The organism is Rhizobium redzepovicii, from assembly GCF_019793435.1.
GTDB lineage: Bacteria > Pseudomonadota > Alphaproteobacteria > Rhizobiales > Rhizobiaceae > Rhizobium > Rhizobium redzepovicii.
The window spans coordinates 53,817-71,240 of the sequence record NZ_JAILYH010000024.1 but is presented as its reverse complement, the minus strand read 5'-3'; the positions used below and the strand labels follow the sequence as shown (position 1 = coordinate 71,240).

Below are 17,424 nucleotides of genomic sequence, written 5' to 3'. Positions count from 1 at the left end.
GGATTGAGTGGTGCCCAGGACCGGAATCGAACCAGTGACACGCGGATTTTCAATCCGCTGCTCTACCAACTGAGCTACCTGGGCTAACCTGCTTCCGATGGTGCCTTTTTCGAAAAAGAACCGCGGGGCCTTGGTTCGCCCCGGAAGCGAGCGGGGTTATAGCATCTTGTTCGGCCATGGCAAGCGTCAAATGACTCTTTTTTGACGGTCTTGCCCGTTTTGCCGATTCGTGAGGAAAAATAAGAGCTTCGCTGGCCGAATTCTCTAAAGCGCGTCGCATCAAACTTGATTCATGCGACGCGCTTTAGTTCTTTGTTTTGATGCATGTCGTTACCCCGGAACCGCTGCACACTTCCGGGCGACATGCATTAGTTTTCCTCATCGGGATATTCGGCCTTGGTCTCGTCGTCGGCAACCGGAATGGCATAGGCGCCGGTCAGCCAGCGAGAGAGATCGACCTCGCGGCAGCGGTTGGAGCAGAAGGGGTAATGTTCGCGGTGAGAGGGTTTGCCGCATTCGGGGCAAGGGCGCGCCTTGCGCAGCGGTTCGACCTTGGCGGCGGCTTTGTTGTCTTCGGGCATGATCGGTCCGTCCTAAAGCGCGTCACGATCTTTCAGATTCGCTCCTTGCGCTTTAATTCTTTGTTTTTACGCATGTCGTTACGGCAAAAGCGCTTCGCGCTTTGCCAGGGAAAACCGCTGCACACTTTTGCGCGACATGCTTTAGTTCAGGAGTCGGCCTTCGGGCTTTAGCCCTCGGGCCACCGGCTATGCACGTCGAAGCCTTCGCCGGTCAAAAGCACGATGGTTTCATAAAGCGGCAGGCCGACGACATTGGTGTAGGAGCCGACCATCTTCTGCACGAAGGTGCCGGCAAGTCCCTGAATGCCATAGGCGCCTGCCTTGCCGCGCCACTGGCCGGAGGCCAGGTAGTTTTCGATCTCGAAGCCGGAGAGACGCTTGAAGCGCACCTTGGTCTCGACGATCTTCTGGCGGATCTTGCGATCCGGCGTCACCAGGCAAACGCCGGTATAGACGAGATGGTTGCGTCCCGACAACAGATGCAGCGAACTTAACGCCTCGTCGGCGAACTCGGCCTTGCCGAGAATGCGGCGGCCGACGGCGACCACCGTATCGGCCGAGAGAATATAGCTGCCCTTCCAGGTGATATCGCTCTTGATGGCGGCAAGGGCCGCTTCCGCCTTCTCGGCCGAAAGCCGGCGCGCCAGCGAACGCGGATGCTCCGACTTCTTCGGCGTCTCGTCGATATCCATCGGCATCAGCCGCGACGGTTCGATGCCCGCCTGGTTGAGCAGGTCGACGCGGCGGGGCGAGCCCGAGGCCAGAATGAGCTTGTATTTCAGCGCCATGGAACCTCGACCATCGGCAGACGGGAGAAAACCCCTTGCAGGATCTTGGGCAAGCTTACTTGAAACGGTAGGTGATGCGGCCCTTGGTCAGATCGTAGGGCGTCATTTCCACAAGCACCTTGTCGCCGGCGAGAACGCGGATGCGGTTCTTGCGCATGCGGCCGGCGGTATGGGCGATGATCTCGTGTTCGTTTTCGAGCTTCACGCGGAACGTCGCATTCGGCAGAAGTTCGGTGACGATACCCGGGAATTCGAGGACTTCTTCTTTCGGCATATAAGTGTTTTCTTCCTGTGGGTTGAAAAGGCAGCGCAGCGCGCGCCCTTAAAATTTGGGCGGAAACTACACAATCAACGAAGGTTTGTGAACCTTGTTGATCAGGCTTTCCTTTATTTGTTTTCATGCCGATTGCGCGGCAATGCCATTTCGTTTGAGCAGCCGGCTTTCGATGAGGCCGGCCAGGTGATCGCGGACCTCGCGGTAGCTCTCCAGAATCTGCTCGCGCGTGCCACTGACGACCGTCGGATCCATCGTCGGCCAGTAGACGACGTCGATCGCATTCGAGCGGGTCAGCTCGAGGGCGGCGTGATGGGCCGGCGGCGACAGCGTGATGATCAGATCGAAATAATCGTCTTCGAGTTCTTCAAGCGTCTGCGGCAGGCGGCGCCCCAGTGACAGGCCGATCTCGTCGAGCACGACATCGACGAAAGGATCGCGCTCGCCGGCGCGCACGCCGGCCGACCTGATATAGGTATTGGCCGGCAGAATACTACGGGCGATCGCTTCGGCCATCGGCGAGCGGATGGCATTCATCCCGCACATGAAGAGGATGGCGCCCGGCCTTTTTCCTTCCTCGACGTCGGCGGCGCGATCCATTGCCGTCATCCGCGCCAGTAGAGCACGCAGACCAGGGTGAACAGCCGCCGGGCGGTGTCGAAATCGACCTCTATCTTGCCGGTCAGCCTGTCCTTCAGCGTCTGCGAACCTTCATTGTGGATGCCGCGCCGGCCCATGTCGATCGCCTCGATGCGGCTCGGCGTCGACGAACGGATCGCTTCATAATAGCTCTCGCAGATCATGAAGTAATCCTTGACGATCCGCCGGAAGGGGGTGAGCGACAGGATATGGGTGGCGACGTCGATGCCTTCCTCCGTCCTGATGGCAAAGACCAGCTTGGAATCGACCAGCGAGATATTCAACCGGTAAGGGCCGCCGGCATGGCCGATCGGCGCAAAACGGTTCTCCTCGATCAGATCGAAGATGGCGACGGCGCGTTCATGCTCGACATCGGGCGTCGAACGGCCGATCGTATCGTCGAGGACGACATCGCAAAGCCGGAAATCGCCCGCCGCCATCCCCTCACCTTTCGAGGTTGAGGCGGATCGCAACCGATCGCGCATGGGCATCGAGGCCTTCGGAGACGGCTAGCGCAATCGCCGCCGGGCCGAGGGTGCGCAATTGCTGTGGGCCAAGCCGCAGGATCGAGGTGCGCTTGACGAAATCGAGCACCGAAAGGCCGGAGGAGAAACGCGCCGAGCGCGCCGTCGGCAGCACGTGGTTGGACCCGCCGACATAATCGCCGATCACCTCGGGCGTATGGGCGCCGATGAAGATCGCGCCGGCATTGCGGATGCCGTCGAGCAGCCGGTCCGGATCGGCAACGGCAAGCTCCAGATGCTCGGCGGCGACGCGGTTGGCAAGCGGAATGGCCTGGTTCAGATCGGCAACGAGAATGACCGCGCCGAAATCGCGCCAGCTTGCCGCGGCGGTCTCGGCGCGGTTCAGCGTCTTCAGCTGGCGTTCGACCGCCTGCTCCACCGCCTTGCCGAATTCGGCATTATCGGTGATCAGGATTGCCTGGGCGCTGGCATCGTGCTCGGCCTGCGCCAGCAGATCGGCGGCGATCCAATCGGGATTGTTGTCCTTGTCGGCGATGACCAGCACTTCGGAAGGGCCAGCGATCATATCGATGCCGACAGTGCCGAAGACGTGGCGCTTGGCGGCTGCGACATAGGCATTACCGGGACCGGTGATCTTGGCAACCGGGGCGATCGTCTCGGTGCCATAGGCAAGAGCGGCGATCGCCTGGGCGCCGCCGACACGATAAACCTCGGTCACACCGGCAAGCTTGGCTGCGGCAAGCACGGCGGGGTTGACGGCACCGCCGGTGGCGGGAACGGCGATGACGATGCGATCGACGCCGGCAACCTTGGCCGGCACGGCATTCATCAGCACCGAGCTCGGATAACTCGCCGTGCCGCCCGGAACATAGAGCCCGACCGCCTCGATCGCCGTCCAGCGCGAGCCGAGTCCAACACCCATGTCGTCTTCGTAGATATCGTCCTTCGGCAGCTGCCGGCGATGATGGCTTTCGATGCGCAGTGCTGCGAGCTTCAGCGCCCCCAGCACTTCCGGAGGCACCGCCTCGATCGCCGCGTCGAATTCCTCAGGCGTGACCCGCATCGGCACGGCGGCGAAATCGATGCCGTCGAACTTCAGCGAATATTCGGCAAGCGCCACATCGCCGCGGGCCCTGACATCATCGATGATGGCGCGAACGACCGTGTTCACATCCTCGGAGACTTCACGCTTGGTCGTCAGAAAGGCGGCAAAACGCTGCTCGAAACCTTCCGATGCCTGATCCAGCCAGATTGCCAAGGCCGATATTCCTTCTCAACTCGAAACTGCGATGTTCAAACCTCAAGCGTCAAACACTCATTGTTTTATGCATGTCGTTATCCCGGAACCGCAGCACATTTCCGGGCGACATGCATTAGCGGTGACGAGGCTTGGACGAAGCCTCCCAGGCACCGCCGATATCGGCCATTTGCACCTCGATGCATTCGACATCGAGCGCAAGCGAGACGGTGCCGGACAGCGACAGCTCGATCGTACCCTCCGGTCCCTCGCCCTTCTGCTCGAAGCGCAGGGCCAGCAGCGACAGCACCTCGTCGCGTTTGCCGCGGTCGATGCCGAGCGACCGCACGGCGAGCACCCGCTTGAACACCAGGGCAGCCCGGCGGCGCTCGAAGCCTCTGCGCTTGCGCTCGGCACCTTCCCAGACGAAACGATTGACGGCAAGGGCGAACTGCGCGTCGCGCGGCGACCAGTCGATATCCCCGACCTTGAAGACGCTGTCCTGCATATGCGCGGAGATGATCGCAAGATCCTCGTCATCGAGCGCCACAAGCTTCAGTTCGGTCATTCAGCTTCATCCCAGCAGGCACCGCCGAAATGGCGATGCGTCAGACAAGGGAAATAAGATGCTGCGGCCAAATACGCAACCGGGATGAACGGCTTACTCGCTGATGCGCTCGACGACGGCGCCACAGCGGGTCAGCTTCTCCTCGAGCCGCTCGAAACCGCGGTCGAGGTGATAGACGCGGGAGACCGTGGTTTCGCCCTCGGCGGCAAGGCCGGCGATGACGAGCGAGACGGAGGCGCGCAGATCGGTCGCCATGACGGGGGCGCCGCGCAGCCGCTGGACACCCTCGATCTTTGCCGTCTGGCCGGAGAGCGTGATCCGGGCGCCGAGGCGGGCCAGCTCCTGCACATGCATGAAGCGGTTTTCGAAGATGGTCTCGGTCACGTGCGAGATGCCGGAAGAGCGGGTCATCAGCGCCATGAACTGCGCCTGCAGGTCGGTGGGGAAGCCCGGGAAGGGATCGGTGACGATATCGACCGGCTTGATGCCGGCGCCATTGCGCCTGACGCGCATGCCGTTGTTGGTCGAAGAGATGTCGGCGCCGGCGCGGCGCAGCGTTTCCAAGGCGGTGTCGAGCAGCGCTACATCGGTATTTTCGAGCACGACGTCGCCGCCGGCCATGGCAACCGCCATGGCATAGGTGCCGGTCTCGATGCGATCCGGCAGCACGCGGTGGCGCGCGCCGGAGAGCGAGGTGACGCCTTCGATGGTGATGGTCGCCGTGCCGGCGCCCGAGATTTTGGCGCCCATGGCGTTCAGGCAGTTGGCGAGATCGACGACCTCGGGCTCGCGGGCGGCGTTGCCGATGACGGTCGTGCCGCGGGCGAGCGTTGCCGCCATCATCAGCACATGGGTGGCGCCGACGGAGACTTTCGGGAAGGTGTAGCGCGCGCCGATCAGGCCACCATTCGGCGCCTTGGCGTTGATGTAACCCGCGTCGATCTCCATAGTGGCGCCGAGCGCCGTCAGGCCCTCGATGAAGAGATCGACGGGACGCGTGCCGATGGCACAGCCGCCCGGCAGCGACACCCGGCAATGGCCTTCGCGCGCCAGGAGCGGGCCGATGACCCAGAAGGAAGCGCGCATCTTCGAGACCAGTTCGTAGGAAGCGGTGGTATCGACGATCGTGCGGCAGGTGAAATGGATCGTGCGGGCGTAGGAATCTTCCTGGCGCTCGCGGCGGCCGTTGACGGCGACATCGACGCCATGATTGCCGAGGATGCGCATCAAGAGTTCGACATCGGCCAGATGCGGCACGTTTTCCAGCGTCAGCGTGTCGCTGGTCAGAAGCGAGGCAATCATCAGCGGCAATGCGGCATTCTTGGCGCCGGAAATCGGAATGATGCCATTCAGCTCATTACCGCCGACGATTCTGATACGATCCATGTGCGCTTACGGGCCGCGCCCGCCTTTCCTGAAATACTGCCTTGGAATAGGGAGTGGGGTGTTTAAGGGATTTTTCGCGACGCTTCAATTGACCGCGGACGGAACATTACGATTCGTCCATTTTTGCGGCAGGCAGTCCATTTGTTTCGTCGGCCTGGCCCGAACGGCGGGCGCGCACCTGCTGTTTGCGTTTCGAAAGATTTTCCCTGAGTTTTTCGGCGGCGCGTTCGCGGCGCAGTTTCGCCTGGGCCTCGATCGCCTGTTTGCGGCTCTGCTGGCCGGTTTCGGTCTTGTCGTTCATGTGACAGGATTAGCCGAATTCGCGCCGATCCAAAAGGGCCTTGCGCCCCAATCCACGCGAAGTTGGAATTTGCTGCTTGCGCTTGCCGCCAAGCTGTGGCAATAGCCGCCCCGTTCCCGCGATTTGAGCCACCCGGCTTGCACGGGTCCTGGTCCTGCTGCCGTAGCTCAGTGGTAGAGCACACCCTTGGTAAGGGTGAGGTCGGTGGTTCAATCCCACTCGGCAGCACCAGTTTTCTCTTTCAGTATCCGATATCATTTTCCGCGCGCTCGGCTTGCCCTCATTCAGCTGCCGCCACCAACCGGGGTCGAGCCACGCGTCGCGACCCGTCCTTCGGACCCCCGCTTGCGGGGCGAAGGGGGAATGTCGCGAACTCTCCGTCCCTCGCTAACCTCTTGCATGGCACGTCCCCTCGCCCCGTTTACGGGGAGAGGGTTAGGGTGAGGGGCAGCCATCCGCACGAAGCGGACAGCACGGCAGTGCAATCCGGGATTTCGGTGACTTCGAGATAATAAGGTATGAAGGGCGAAAACTGCCAGAGGTCGAACAATTCTCCGGTCAGCACTACTTCCTCATCTGGAATTGGTTCGTGAGGCCCCAAAGGAACTCCATCGAACACGCTTTCGACATACCAGTGATCAAATTTCTCTGCCGAGAGATAGGCGCCAAGATCAATGACCGTGCCGTACACCGGGAGGGTAGCTTGCAAATATTTCCGCTGCATTTCGGGGATGGTTTCGACGGAGATATGTGTCAGGAAAGCGTCTTCAGTAGCAGATACCTCTGCCCCGCGAGCGAAGGCCGGCATTGCCAGCGCCGCGCAGAGAAAAGCAGCCTGGATCATTTTTCGATCTAAACTCATCTCGAGCCCTCAGATTTCCCGGCACGGTAGCGGTGGCACCGCGCCGACGCCATACAACTTATTTGCGACTGCGAAAAATTTCGTTTGGCGCCCGCTCGCGGTCCGTCCTCCACAAGCTGACATTTGGCCTCATCGGCAACAAACGATTCACCATTGTTGGCCGTGAAAATCCCGCTAGAATGCCACTATGGCGACGTCTCCACGGAGGAATACGGAGGCGCTGCATGCTTTGTTTCTGTCGACAATCGTGGAGGAGCATTGATGGCAACTGAAAAATGGGACAGCCCGGTCAAGGTCGGTTTCGAAGATGCCGACGCGCGAACGGTCAGCGGGCCGTTCGATGCGCTGAAATGCCTGGCGGATTTCTGGCCGAATTCGCGCGGGCTGCGTTATATCAAGGCCCGCAGCACCTGCCGGGCAGCGCTCGATGGGCGCAAGAGCGTGGAGGAAGCACGAGCCGAATTCCTGGCGGCGGCCGAAGAGGCGAAGCTGAAGTTGCATTAGCGCCCAAGCGTCCGACAGGACGCGGAAGCACGCTCCGCCACGATGAACTGGGTTCTTCTGCCGGCATTTCCGTAAACGGAGTGTGCCGGAACGGTGCGACGCTTTAATTTACTTAACCCTGCATCGAACCTATGGCGGGTTTTGGTGCAACGGGCGTTGTGCCCGGGATAAGTCTATTCATAAAAGACACGCAGCCATCATGATGATGGTTAGAGGCTCGTCACCTCTGCGGGAACGCAGGCGAGCCTCGTTTGGGCAGGACTATTTTCAGCAGTCCGCGCCACCCTCACTTTCCACCTCGATATAACCGACGCCGATGATCGTGCCATCGCCGGCGCGGATGAAGGAGGGGAGATACTGCGGTTCTGCCGGCGTGCAGGCGATGGCGCCGGTATATTCATTGAGGGCGACCTGGTCCTTCGGCAGCGCCGAATAATTTGTGCCGGTTTCCAGCGAGGCATAAGCGGAACCGGCAAAAACGCCGGCCGATATCATGGTGACTGCCGAGAGGCGAGGAAGCGACTGCATGAGGGGTCTCCAGCGTTTCGATCCGGCATTTCAACCCGCGGAAGGGCACTTGGTTCCCTCAGCGCCGCAACAGACGACTGTGCACATAACCTCGGCCGACGATGCTTTCGGCGATTGCGACCGCCCGCTCGACATCGCCGCGCCGTCGCACGAAACCGTCGAGAATGACATAGGAGCCCAGCATGCTCACAGCAATTTCCTCAGCGTCGAGATCATCGGCGGCATGAAGAGCGCTCTCCACCGAAGCACGTGTCGCCGCATCGCCATGGCCTTGTCGGCCGGGTTCGTCATGGTCGGGGAATAAAGGATACCCGATCACCAAAGCGCCTCCTGAGGTTGGTATATCCGGTTAACGCCGCAACAACGCTTTTCGTTGCGGCCCGCCGGTCTCGACCGGATATTCGCGCGTGATTTCTGCGGGCCAGGCTTGGCCCACCCTTGGCGAAAGGTGCCGCGGCTTCCATATCTCTCTGCAGCCGAAAGAGGATGACGGTGATGAAAGTGCTGCTGCCCGTTTTGTTTGCCGGAGTGTTGCTGGCCGGCTGCTCGTCGGCCGATAGTCCGGCGTTGGACCCCATTCCCGGCAGCATCACCTATGGCGGCCAGCCGCGAACGAAACTGACCAAATCGCCGGTCGGCAGCGCCGTCCACCACCAGTTCTACGACGGGACCGGCCAGCGCGTCGAGGAAACCTACATTCTTCAGCCAGATCGCAGCCTGAAGCTGGTGCGGCGCGTGGTAGGGCCGGATTTCCCCGATTGAGGCACCCCTCTGCGCCAGAATGCTTGACAGCGGCTGAAATCGCGAACATTCAAGGAACATCTAATCTTTCCGCAGTGATTCTGCGGAAGCCCGACCGGACGGCTGGATGTATCTCGAAAAGCTCAATCCCCAGCAGCGCATGGCCGTCGAGCATGGCACGCTCACCGACGGCAGCCATATTGCCGGGCCGCTGCTGGTCATTGCCGGCGCCGGCTCGGGCAAGACCAATACGCTGGCGCATCGGGTCGCCCATCTCATCGTCAAGGGCGCCGATCCCCGCCGCATCCTGCTGATGACCTTCTCGCGGCGGGCCGCCGCCGAGATGGCGCGGCGCGTCGAGCGCATCTGCCGGGATGTGCTGGGCACGAACGCCGGCGTCATGGCCGATGCGCTTCACTGGTCCGGCACTTTCCACGGTATTGGCGCGCGGCTGTTGCGCGATTATGCGCAGCAGATCGGCCTCGATGCCGATTTCACCATCCACGACCGCGAAGACAGCGCCGACCTGATGAACCTCATCCGGCACGATCTCGGCTTCTCCAAAACGGAAAGCCGGTTTCCGGCCAAAGGCACCTGCCTTGCCATCTATTCCCGGGCAGTGAACTCGGAAACGGCACTCGATCAGGTGCTGCGCGACGCTTTTCCCTGGTGCGCGGCCTGGGAGAAACAGCTGCGCGAGCTTTTCGCCTGTTATGTCGAGGCGAAGCAGAGCCAGAACGTGCTCGATTACGACGACCTCTTGCTCTACTGGGCGCAGATGGTCGGCGAGAGCGTGATTGCCGAGGATATCGGCAGCCGCTTCGACCATGTGCTGGTCGACGAATATCAGGACACCAACCGGCTGCAGGCCTCGATCCTGCTCGCGCTGAAACCCCAAGGCCAGGGGCTGACGGTCGTCGGTGACGATGCGCAGTCGATCTATTCCTTTCGCGCGGCGACGGTGCGCAACATCCTCGATTTTCCCGCCGCCTTCAGCCCGGCCGCCAATATCGTCACGCTCGACCGCAACTATCGCTCGACGCAGCCGATCCTTGCGGCGGCCAACGCCGTCATCGATCTCGCCTCGGAGCGCTTCACCAAGAACCTCTGGACCGAGCGGCAATCTGCCGAGCGGCCGCGCCTCGTCACGGTGCGCGACGAGGCTGACCAGGCGCGTTATATCGCCGACATGGTGCTCGACAACCGCGAGGAAGGCCTGACGCTCAAGCAGCAGGCCGTACTCTTCCGCGCCTCGCATCACAGCGGGCCGCTGGAGGTCGAGCTGACACGGCGCAACATTCCCTTCGTCAAGTTCGGCGGGCTGAAGTTTCTCGACAGCGCCCATGTCAAGGACATGCTGGCCGCCCTTCGCTTCGCGCAGAACCCGCGCGACCGGGTGGCAGGCTTCCGGCTGATGCAGATCCTGCCGGGCGTCGGGCCGTCGACGGCGCAGAAGGCGCTCGACCTGATGGCCGAGGATGCGAGCCCGATCACGGCACTCGCCGCCATGCCGGCGCCGCCGCGTTCCGGGGAAGACTGGACGGGTTTCGTTTCGATGCTGCAGGAGATGAAATCCGGCAAGGCCGGCTGGCCGGCGGAAATCGAGCTGGCGCGGCAATGGTATGCGCCGCATCTGGAACGGCTGCACGAGGACGCGGCGACGCGGCAGGCCGACCTGCTGCAGCTCGAGCAGATCGCTAGCGGTTATGCCTCACGCGAGCGTTTCCTCACCGAGCTCACCCTCGATCCGCCGGATGCCACCAGCGACCAGGCCGGCGTGCCGCTGCTCGACGAGGATTACCTCATCCTTTCCACCATCCATTCCGCCAAGGGCCAGGAATGGACGAGGGTCTTCATGCTGAATGTCGTCGACGGCTGCATTCCGAGCGATCTCGCCGTCGGCGCCACCGCCGAAATCGAGGAGGAACGCCGGCTGCTCTATGTGGCGATGACCCGTGCTCGGGACGGTCTCGATCTCGTCGTGCCGCAGCGCTTCTTCACCTATGGGCAGAATGCGCAGGGCGACCGGCACGTCTATGCCTCGCGCAGCCGCTTCATTCCGGCAACATTGCTGCAGTTCTTCGAGGCCTGCAGCTGGCCGCAGGTGAAATCGGAGACCGCCGCGCAAGCGCATGTGCGGCAGATGCGCATCGATGTCGGCGCCCGCATGCGCGGCATGTGGCGATAAATCGACTATCGTCTCAGAGAGATAGCGGCGGTTCGGCCGGCTTCAGGAAATGCTCGATCCTTGCAGCTCCCACCGCCTCGACGGAGGCCGGCGACCATTTCGGGTTGCGGTCCTTGTCGATGACGGCGGCGCGGATGCCTTCGAAGAAATCGGGATTATCGAGCATCCGCAGGCAGGCGCCGAGTTCGCGGCCAAGGCATTCGGCAAGCGAGGCGCTGCGTCGGCCGGCCCTGAGCAGCGCCAAAGCGAGCTTCAGGCTGGTCGGCGAACGGGTCGACAGCACCCGGCGGGTCTCGGCGGCGAAGTCGCCCTCCTCCCCGGCAAGCGCTGCCAGGATTTCCTCGACACTGTCGAAACGAAAGGCGCGATCGATCATCGCAGCATTCTGCCTGAGCCGGCTTTCTCCGGCAGGCTCGGCAAACTGCTGCAAGAGGGCATCGACTTCGCTGGACGAGCTGTCAAGCGGCAGGGCCGACAGCGCCTCGATCACGGCGCCAAGCCGCGACGAGGCGATGTGACGATCGGCCAGCCCGGTGTGGATCGCGTCGGCAGCACCAATATCGAGCCCGGTCAGACCGAGCCATGTTCCGGCTTCGCCGGGCGCCTTCGGCAACAGCCAGGTGGCGCCGACATCGGGGACATAGCCGATGCCGGTTTCGGGCATGGCAAGCCGGGTGCGCTCGGTGACGATGCGGTGGCGGCCATGCGACGATAGACCGACGCCGCCGCCCATGGTGATGCCGTCCATCAGCGCGACATAGGGTTTGGGGTAGACGGCGATCTGATGGTTGAGGCTGAATTCCTCGCGCCAGAAGGCGCCTGCGAGCCCATCGCCGGCGCGCGCACTTTCATGCAGGGCCCGGATGTCGCCGCCGGCGCAGAAAGCGCGTTCACCCTCCCCCGTCGCCACGACACTCGCCACCCCGGCATCAGAGGCAAAGCCATCAAGAGCCTCGGTGATCGCCCGGATCATCGGCAGCGTCAGGCTGTTCAGCGCCCGCGGTCGGTTGAGCCGGATGATGCCGGCAGTGCCCTGCTGTTCAATGATGACTTCGCCGTCCTGCATGCTTCGCCTCCGCTGCTGGAGCCTTCCTGATCCATTGAGACATTCTGCCCAGGAAAGGCTCGGGACCATGAATAGACGACGATGCAGCGTCGCTCCAGTCGATTTAACACAGGCGAAATCGATCGGTTCAGGCCGACAGCGAATTGCGGGCGATGGCTTCGGCTTCGCAGCGGGTGGCGTAGTCGATGGCAAGCTCCAGCGGCAGCGGCCGCGAGAAATGATAGCCCTGCGCCAGGCGAACGCCCATCGCCTTCAATCCCTCGGCGACCCCTTCGCTTTCGACGCCTTCGGCAACGGAGGCAATGCCGAGATTCTGGCAGAGATTGGCGACCGAGCGGGTGATGTTCATGCAACGGGCGTCGCGATCGAAATTCATCACGAAGGCCTTGTCGATCTTCAGCTTGTCGAAGCCAAGACGGTGGATATGGCTGAGGCTCGAATAGCCAGTGCCGAAATCGTCGAGCGCGATCGAAATGCCGGCCGCGCGCAGCATGGTGATGACCTGGTCGGCGGTGTCGAAATCGGAGAGCAGCGCCGTCTCGGTGATTTCAAATTCGATGCGCCGGGGATCGAGGCCGGAGCGGGTGATCATGCCAAGCAGCGCCATCGATGTTTCATGGTCGCAAATATCGCGGGCCGAAAGATTGAAGGACAGCTTGAGATGGCATGGAATGATTGCCAGCGCTTCGAGCGCCTTGGCAAAAAGGATGCGCGTCATCCGGCCGATGACGGCCGTGCGCTCGGCCGCGGGAATGAAAGCTTCGGGGCTGATGCGGCCGAAGCGGGCGCTGTCCCAGCGGGCAAGCGCCTCGTAACCGACGACGCGGCCGCTCTTCAACTCGACGATCGGCTGATATTCGAGTTTCAATTCGCTGGCAAAATCATTCGCCTGCAGCTCGAGTTCGATCAGGTGGCGCTGGGTCAGGATCTTCTCGTGCTCGGCCGAGAAGAATTCGACGCCACTGCTGCGCTTGCTCTTGACCTGGTAGAGGGCGAAATCGGCTTTCTCGTAGAGATCCTCTGCGGTGTATCTGCCGATCTCGGGATAGACGATGCCGCAGGAGCCGAAAACGCGGACCGAGCCGTCGGGGATTTCATAGGGATCGCGGACGGCGGCGCAGAGTGCCTGGCCGAGATCGGCGATCGCCTGGCGTGTCATCGAACAGGGGAAAATGATACCGAACTCGTCGCCGCCGAGACGGGAGACGATGCCCTCTTCGCCGACCAGCGCGGCAAAACGGCGGGCCGTCTCCTTGAGCACCAGATCGCCGGCGGCATGGCCGAAGACATCGTTGACGGGCTTGAAGCCGTCGAGATCGAGAATGCCGAGAACGGGCGGCGCGGACGGATCCTTCTGCAACCGTTTTTCCAGCGAGAGAAAGAAGCTGCGGCGGTTGGCGAGGCCGGTCAGCTGGTCCTGCAGCGCGTTGCGGCTATTGACGAGGTTCAACTGCTCGGCTTCCGCCCGCTTCTGCTTCAGTTCCTCGGTCAATTGCACTAGACCGACGAAATTCTGGAAATAGCTGTCGATCACCCTGAGGAAGGGCAGGATCAGGAAGAGGCCGCTGACGGCGGTCGCGACGAAAACAGGATTGCCCGAGAACATGAAGGTCGCGACCATGGCCGAGAAGGTGATGACCGTGGTGAGCGCCGCCGCCATCGGCAGATGCATCAGGCAAAAGATGCAGGAGATGCCGGTGACGACGAGGAAATAGGCGATCTGGCCCTGCTGGGACGCATCGCCATACTGGGAAAGCGCAATCGCCCAGCCGCCGAAAGCGACGGTGAGGATGGCGGCGCCCGATATGGTGATCTTCATCAGCCGGTAGGCGCGCTCGGCTGTGACGTTCTCCTTGCCCCTGATTTCCCACCAGCAGAGACGGAAGACACAGACGATGCTTAAGGCGACAGGGATATAGAGCGAAAGCCAGAGCGGCGCGGATTCAAGATGGGTGATCGCCACCGCAAGGGCGTTGATGACCAGGAGTACATAGAGAATGGGGATCTGCGACGACAGGGCCCGAAACTGCGCCGTCAGAAGCGTCGGATTGTCTTTTTGCAGCTGCAATGAGGCCAGAAACTTCTTCATCTTCCCTTTTCCGTCGGCCACAGCCGGCCAGAGAAAGCTTGATCATTCCTTATTCACGTGACGGCATGCGAGGCTTGTAAGCGCGGGATGGTCAGCGCTCAGGCCGCTCAGAAGGAAGCGGCTGCGAGTGCCCGGTGGATGCTGTGCAGGTCGTCGACGTTTCTGTTCGCTAGGAAGAGTTCCCAATCGAGAGAGCTCTGGACGATGGTTTCCAGCGAATCGTGCCTGGGCTTCCAGTCGAGCACCTGCCGGGCGAGCGAAGCGTCGGCGACGACGCTGGCTGAATCGCCGGCGCGGCGCGGCGCCATGTGGATCTTGAAGGAATGTCCGTGCAGGCGGGTGACCATGTTCAGCACGTCGAGCACGGAATAGCCGCTGCCATAACCGCAATTGGCAACGAGCGAACCCTTGTCGCGGCGCAGGTGCTGCAGCGCTTTCAGATGCGCATCGACAAGATCGGTGACATGGATGTAGTCGCGCACGCCGGTGCCGTCATGGGTGGGATAATCGATCCCGTAGACACTGACGCTGTCGCGCCTGCCGAGCGCTGCCTCGCAGGCAACCTTGATGAGGTGGGTGGCGCCTGACGTCGACTGGCCGGCGCGGTGGTCGGGATCGGCCCCGGCAACGTTGAAGTAGCGAAGCGCGACATAGTTGAAGTCATAGGCCGCGGCGGCATCGCGCAGCATGAATTCGGTCATCAGCTTCGACTGGCCGTAGGGATTTTCCGGATTGAGGGAGGCAGTCTCTTTCACCGGCAGGTCGGTCTTTTGCTGACCGTAGACGGCCGCGGTCGACGAGAAGACGAAATTGCGGATGCCGGCTTCGACCGACGCGGAGAGCAGCGCCCGGGTCTTGCCTGAATTGTTGTCGTAATAGGAAAGCGGATCGGCGACCGAGACCGGGACGACGGCGGAGCCGGCGAAATGAATGATCGCCTCGATGTCGTTTTCGATGAAGATTTTCTTCAAGATGTCGGGATCGGCGACGTCGCCGAGATAGAAACGCGCCGCCGGCGCCACGGCCCAGCGAAAGCCCGTGGAGAGGCGGTCGAGCACGACCACATCCTCCCCCGCATCGAGCAGCGCCCAAACCATGTGACTGCCGATATATCCGGCGCCGCCCGTCACCAAAACCGCCATGTCCCGCATCCCTGCCTTGTTTTATAGCAGGGTCATCAGGCCCGGTTTTTCTTTCCAATTTTCTTATCGAACGGCCGTTCCAGGCCCTTTGAACCGGTATGTTTGGACTTGTGGTTAGAGGCCGATTTCAGGCTTTGCTCAAGTTTTATCGATCGGCCGATTCCGGCACGAAATCGTTTGGATCGAGCCGCTTCTCAGCGCTTGAGGATATAATCGCAGAGACGCTCGGCCGCGACCGCCACCTGGGCGGGATCGCGCAGGAAACAGGCGCGCAGGAAAAGTTCGCCGCCGGCGCCGAACGCGGTTCCGGGGGCAAGGCCGACGCCTGTCTTGTCGACGATGTCGATGGCAGCGCTGCGGCTGTCGGTGACGCCGTCGATCTTGAGGAAGGCATAGAGCGCGCCATCCGGCTTCAGTGTCTCCACGCGATTGGTGGCGACAAGCGCGTCGCAGAGAAGATCGCGGGAGCGGGCCGCCTTGGCGATATTGGCGGCGATGAAATCGTCGCCCTGATTAAGGGCTGCGACGGCGCCCTTCTGCATGAACTGGGCGACACCCGATGTCGAATACTGGATGAGGTTTTCGAGCACCTGGCCCATCTGAGGCGGGGCGACGATCCAGCCGACGCGCCAGCCGGTCATCGACCAGTTCTTCGAGAAGGAATTGACGAAGATGATCTTGTCGTCCGTCTGCATCACATCGAGGAAAGACGGCGCCCGGCCGCCGGCAAAATAATAGAGCGCGTAGATTTCATCGGCCATGATCCAGAGATCGTGCCGGCGGGCCAGCGCCAGGATATCGGCAAGATCCTTCTTCGTCGCCGTCCAGCCCGTCGGATTCGACGGCGTGTTGACGAAGATGCCCCTGGTCTTCGGCGTGATGGCGGCTTCGACGCGGTCGAGATCGACCGCCCATTTGCCGCCTTCGAACTGCAGTTCGACGCCGACGGAGCGCGCACCCGCGATCTCCAGGGCTGCGGCGATATTCGGCCAGGCGGGGGTGAGATAGACGAATTCGTCACCCGGCGAGGTCATCGTCTGCACGGCGATCTGGATCGCCTGCATGCCGGAGCCGGTGACATAGAAATGCTCGACCGGAAGCCGGTGTCCGAAATGCCTGAAGTAATAATCCGAAAGCGCCTGGCGAAGCTCGGGAATGCCGCGCTGCCAGGTGTAGAAGGTCTCGCCTGAAGCAAGCGCGTCCATCGCCGCCCGGCTGATGAAATCCGGCGTTGGCAGGTCGCCTTCCCCCACCCAGAGAGGCAGCAGGCCTTCGCGGCCGCGGGCATAATTGACGACTTCGACGATCCCGCTTTCTGGCGCCGCCAAGGCGCGCGGGCTGAGGCTCTTCACAATCGACATGCATATCTCCGGTTTCCGCCTTCATAGAGGATTTGCGCCGGCAAATCCCATGATATCCAGTGATGGCACATCGATTTTCGTGATGAATGAGTCCGGCAGGAACGGATGGGCTCCAGCTCGGATCAAGCCGTCGGGCGTGTGGCCAGAAGATCGCGGATTTCCGTGAGCAGCTGAACGTCTGCCGGCGGCGGGGGCAGTTCCTCCGGTGCGGCCTTTTCCTTGCGCTCGACCTGGGCACGCAGGGTATTCACGCCCTTGACCATCAGGAAGATGATCCAGGCAAGGATCAGGAAGTTGATGAGCACGGTGAGGAAGCTGCCATAGGCAAACACCGCCCCTTGCGCGCGGGCGGCTGCCAGTGTCGGCGCGTTGACGGCAGAGGAGAGCGGCAGGAAATAATTCGAAAAATCGAAGCCGCCGAAAATGGCGCCGACGATCGGCATGATGAGGTCGTCGACCAGAGATTTGACAATGCCACCGAAGGCGCCGCCGATGATGACGCCGACCGCCAAATCCATGACATTGCCGCGGGCGATAAAGGCTTTGAATTCGTTGAGCATCGGATCCGTCTCCCTTCGATCCATTTCAGAGAGTATGCGATGGATTTCATTAGCTACATCTTCATTGCGATTAATCAATCGGCAATCGCAATTATTTGGCAATACCCCCGGTGGTCTTTGACTT

20 protein-coding genes and 2 tRNA genes are annotated in these 17,424 nt (G+C 61.7%); 4 read left to right on the top strand and 18 right to left on the bottom strand.

Annotation, left to right across the window (positions count from 1 at the left end; translation table 11 throughout):
• Window positions 1-8 precede the first annotated feature (8 nt).
• The 10 genes from K6N12_RS29685 to K6N12_RS29640 form a co-directional block, all read right to left on the bottom strand.
• A tRNA-Phe gene (locus tag K6N12_RS29685) sits at window positions 9-84 on the bottom strand.
• Window positions 85-368: 284 nt separating this feature from the next.
• Window positions 369-581, bottom strand: a complete 213-nt coding sequence (gene yacG / locus K6N12_RS29680; protein ID WP_003588672.1) for a DNA gyrase inhibitor YacG — start codon at window positions 579-581, stop codon at window positions 369-371.
• 167 nt (window positions 582-748) lie between these two features.
• Entirely contained in the window at window positions 749-1,369 is a 621-nt protein-coding gene (locus K6N12_RS29675) for a Maf-like protein (RefSeq protein WP_003570453.1), read from the bottom strand.
• A 55-nt stretch (window positions 1,370-1,424) separates the two neighbouring features.
• On the bottom strand, window positions 1,425-1,643 hold the full coding sequence (gene infA, locus K6N12_RS29670; RefSeq protein ID WP_003545338.1) for a translation initiation factor IF-1: 219 nt from the start codon (window positions 1,641-1,643) through the stop codon (window positions 1,425-1,427).
• A gap of 123 nt (window positions 1,644-1,766) precedes the next feature.
• Window positions 1,767-2,252, bottom strand: a complete 486-nt coding sequence (locus K6N12_RS29665; protein WP_179867088.1) for an arsenate-mycothiol transferase ArsC — start codon at window positions 2,250-2,252, stop codon at window positions 1,767-1,769.
• On the bottom strand, window positions 2,249-2,722 hold the full coding sequence (locus K6N12_RS29660) for a UPF0262 family protein (RefSeq protein WP_097624813.1): 474 nt from the start codon (window positions 2,720-2,722) through the stop codon (window positions 2,249-2,251). Before K6N12_RS29660 ends, K6N12_RS29665 begins: the two co-directional genes overlap by 4 nt.
• Before the next feature lie 4 nt (window positions 2,723-2,726).
• Complete coding sequence (hisD, locus tag K6N12_RS29655) at window positions 2,727-4,025, bottom strand: histidinol dehydrogenase (RefSeq protein ID WP_097624812.1); 1,299 nt, start codon at window positions 4,023-4,025, stop codon at window positions 2,727-2,729.
• 115 nt (window positions 4,026-4,140) lie between these two features.
• Entirely contained in the window at window positions 4,141-4,572 is a 432-nt protein-coding gene (locus K6N12_RS29650) for a DUF2948 family protein (protein ID WP_097624811.1), read from the bottom strand.
• A gap of 93 nt (window positions 4,573-4,665) precedes the next feature.
• On the bottom strand, window positions 4,666-5,958 hold the full coding sequence (gene murA / locus K6N12_RS29645) for a UDP-N-acetylglucosamine 1-carboxyvinyltransferase (protein ID WP_088939387.1): 1,293 nt from the start codon (window positions 5,956-5,958) through the stop codon (window positions 4,666-4,668).
• Between the two features lie 106 nt (window positions 5,959-6,064).
• On the bottom strand, window positions 6,065-6,259 hold the full coding sequence (locus tag K6N12_RS29640; protein WP_003588684.1) for a hypothetical protein: 195 nt from the start codon (window positions 6,257-6,259) through the stop codon (window positions 6,065-6,067).
• Between the two features lie 156 nt (window positions 6,260-6,415).
• Between K6N12_RS29640 and K6N12_RS29635 the strand changes: the two genes are divergently transcribed.
• A tRNA-Thr gene (locus tag K6N12_RS29635) sits at window positions 6,416-6,490 on the top strand.
• Between the two features lie 190 nt (window positions 6,491-6,680).
• On the opposite strand, the gene K6N12_RS29630 is transcribed toward K6N12_RS29635, so the two are convergent.
• The gene (locus K6N12_RS29630) at window positions 6,681-7,103 is read right to left on the bottom strand and encodes a hypothetical protein (protein WP_310804127.1); all 423 of its coding nucleotides are present in this window, start codon (window positions 7,101-7,103) and stop codon (window positions 6,681-6,683) included.
• 279 nt (window positions 7,104-7,382) lie between these two features.
• On the opposite strand from K6N12_RS29630, the gene K6N12_RS29625 reads away from it, so the two are divergent.
• Window positions 7,383-7,625 (top strand): DUF982 domain-containing protein, encoded by a 243-nt coding sequence (locus K6N12_RS29625; RefSeq protein WP_003588688.1) that lies wholly within the window; start codon window positions 7,383-7,385, stop codon window positions 7,623-7,625.
• Between the two features lie 267 nt (window positions 7,626-7,892).
• On the opposite strand, the gene K6N12_RS29620 is transcribed toward K6N12_RS29625, so the two are convergent.
• Window positions 7,893-8,153 carry a hypothetical protein gene (locus K6N12_RS29620; RefSeq protein ID WP_097624809.1) on the bottom strand — a complete coding sequence of 87 codons (261 nt, stop codon included), beginning with the start codon at window positions 8,151-8,153 and terminating at the stop codon, window positions 7,893-7,895.
• 58 nt (window positions 8,154-8,211) lie between these two features.
• Window positions 8,212-8,472, bottom strand: coding sequence for a BON domain-containing protein (locus tag K6N12_RS29615; protein WP_097624863.1), 261 nt, complete (start codon window positions 8,470-8,472; stop codon window positions 8,212-8,214).
• 176 nt (window positions 8,473-8,648) lie between these two features.
• On the opposite strand from K6N12_RS29615, the gene K6N12_RS29610 reads away from it, so the two are divergent.
• Complete coding sequence (locus K6N12_RS29610) at window positions 8,649-8,915, top strand: hypothetical protein (protein WP_097624862.1); 267 nt, start codon at window positions 8,649-8,651, stop codon at window positions 8,913-8,915.
• 106 nt (window positions 8,916-9,021) lie between these two features.
• The gene (locus K6N12_RS29605; RefSeq protein ID WP_097624808.1) at window positions 9,022-11,082 is read left to right on the top strand and encodes an ATP-dependent helicase; all 2,061 of its coding nucleotides are present in this window, start codon (window positions 9,022-9,024) and stop codon (window positions 11,080-11,082) included.
• Window positions 11,083-11,095: 13 nt separating this feature from the next.
• Here K6N12_RS29605 and K6N12_RS29600 read toward each other — a convergent pair whose 3' ends face one another.
• The 5 genes from K6N12_RS29600 to mscL form a co-directional block, all read right to left on the bottom strand.
• On the bottom strand, window positions 11,096-12,148 hold the full coding sequence (locus K6N12_RS29600; RefSeq protein ID WP_097624807.1) for an enoyl-CoA hydratase/isomerase family protein: 1,053 nt from the start codon (window positions 12,146-12,148) through the stop codon (window positions 11,096-11,098).
• 127 nt (window positions 12,149-12,275) lie between these two features.
• Window positions 12,276-14,237, bottom strand: a complete 1,962-nt coding sequence (locus K6N12_RS29595) for a putative bifunctional diguanylate cyclase/phosphodiesterase (RefSeq protein WP_097624806.1) — start codon at window positions 14,235-14,237, stop codon at window positions 12,276-12,278.
• 107 nt (window positions 14,238-14,344) lie between these two features.
• Window positions 14,345-15,379: a UDP-glucose 4-epimerase GalE gene (gene galE, locus K6N12_RS29590; protein WP_097624805.1), complete on the bottom strand. Its 1,035-nt coding sequence runs from the start codon at window positions 15,377-15,379 to the stop codon at window positions 14,345-14,347.
• A gap of 194 nt (window positions 15,380-15,573) precedes the next feature.
• Entirely contained in the window at window positions 15,574-16,740 is a 1,167-nt protein-coding gene (locus K6N12_RS29585; RefSeq protein ID WP_097624804.1) for a pyridoxal phosphate-dependent aminotransferase, read from the bottom strand.
• A gap of 122 nt (window positions 16,741-16,862) precedes the next feature.
• Window positions 16,863-17,300, bottom strand: coding sequence for a large conductance mechanosensitive channel protein MscL (mscL, locus tag K6N12_RS29580; RefSeq protein ID WP_097624861.1), 438 nt, complete (start codon window positions 17,298-17,300; stop codon window positions 16,863-16,865).
• Window positions 17,301-17,424: the final 124 nt, after the last annotated feature.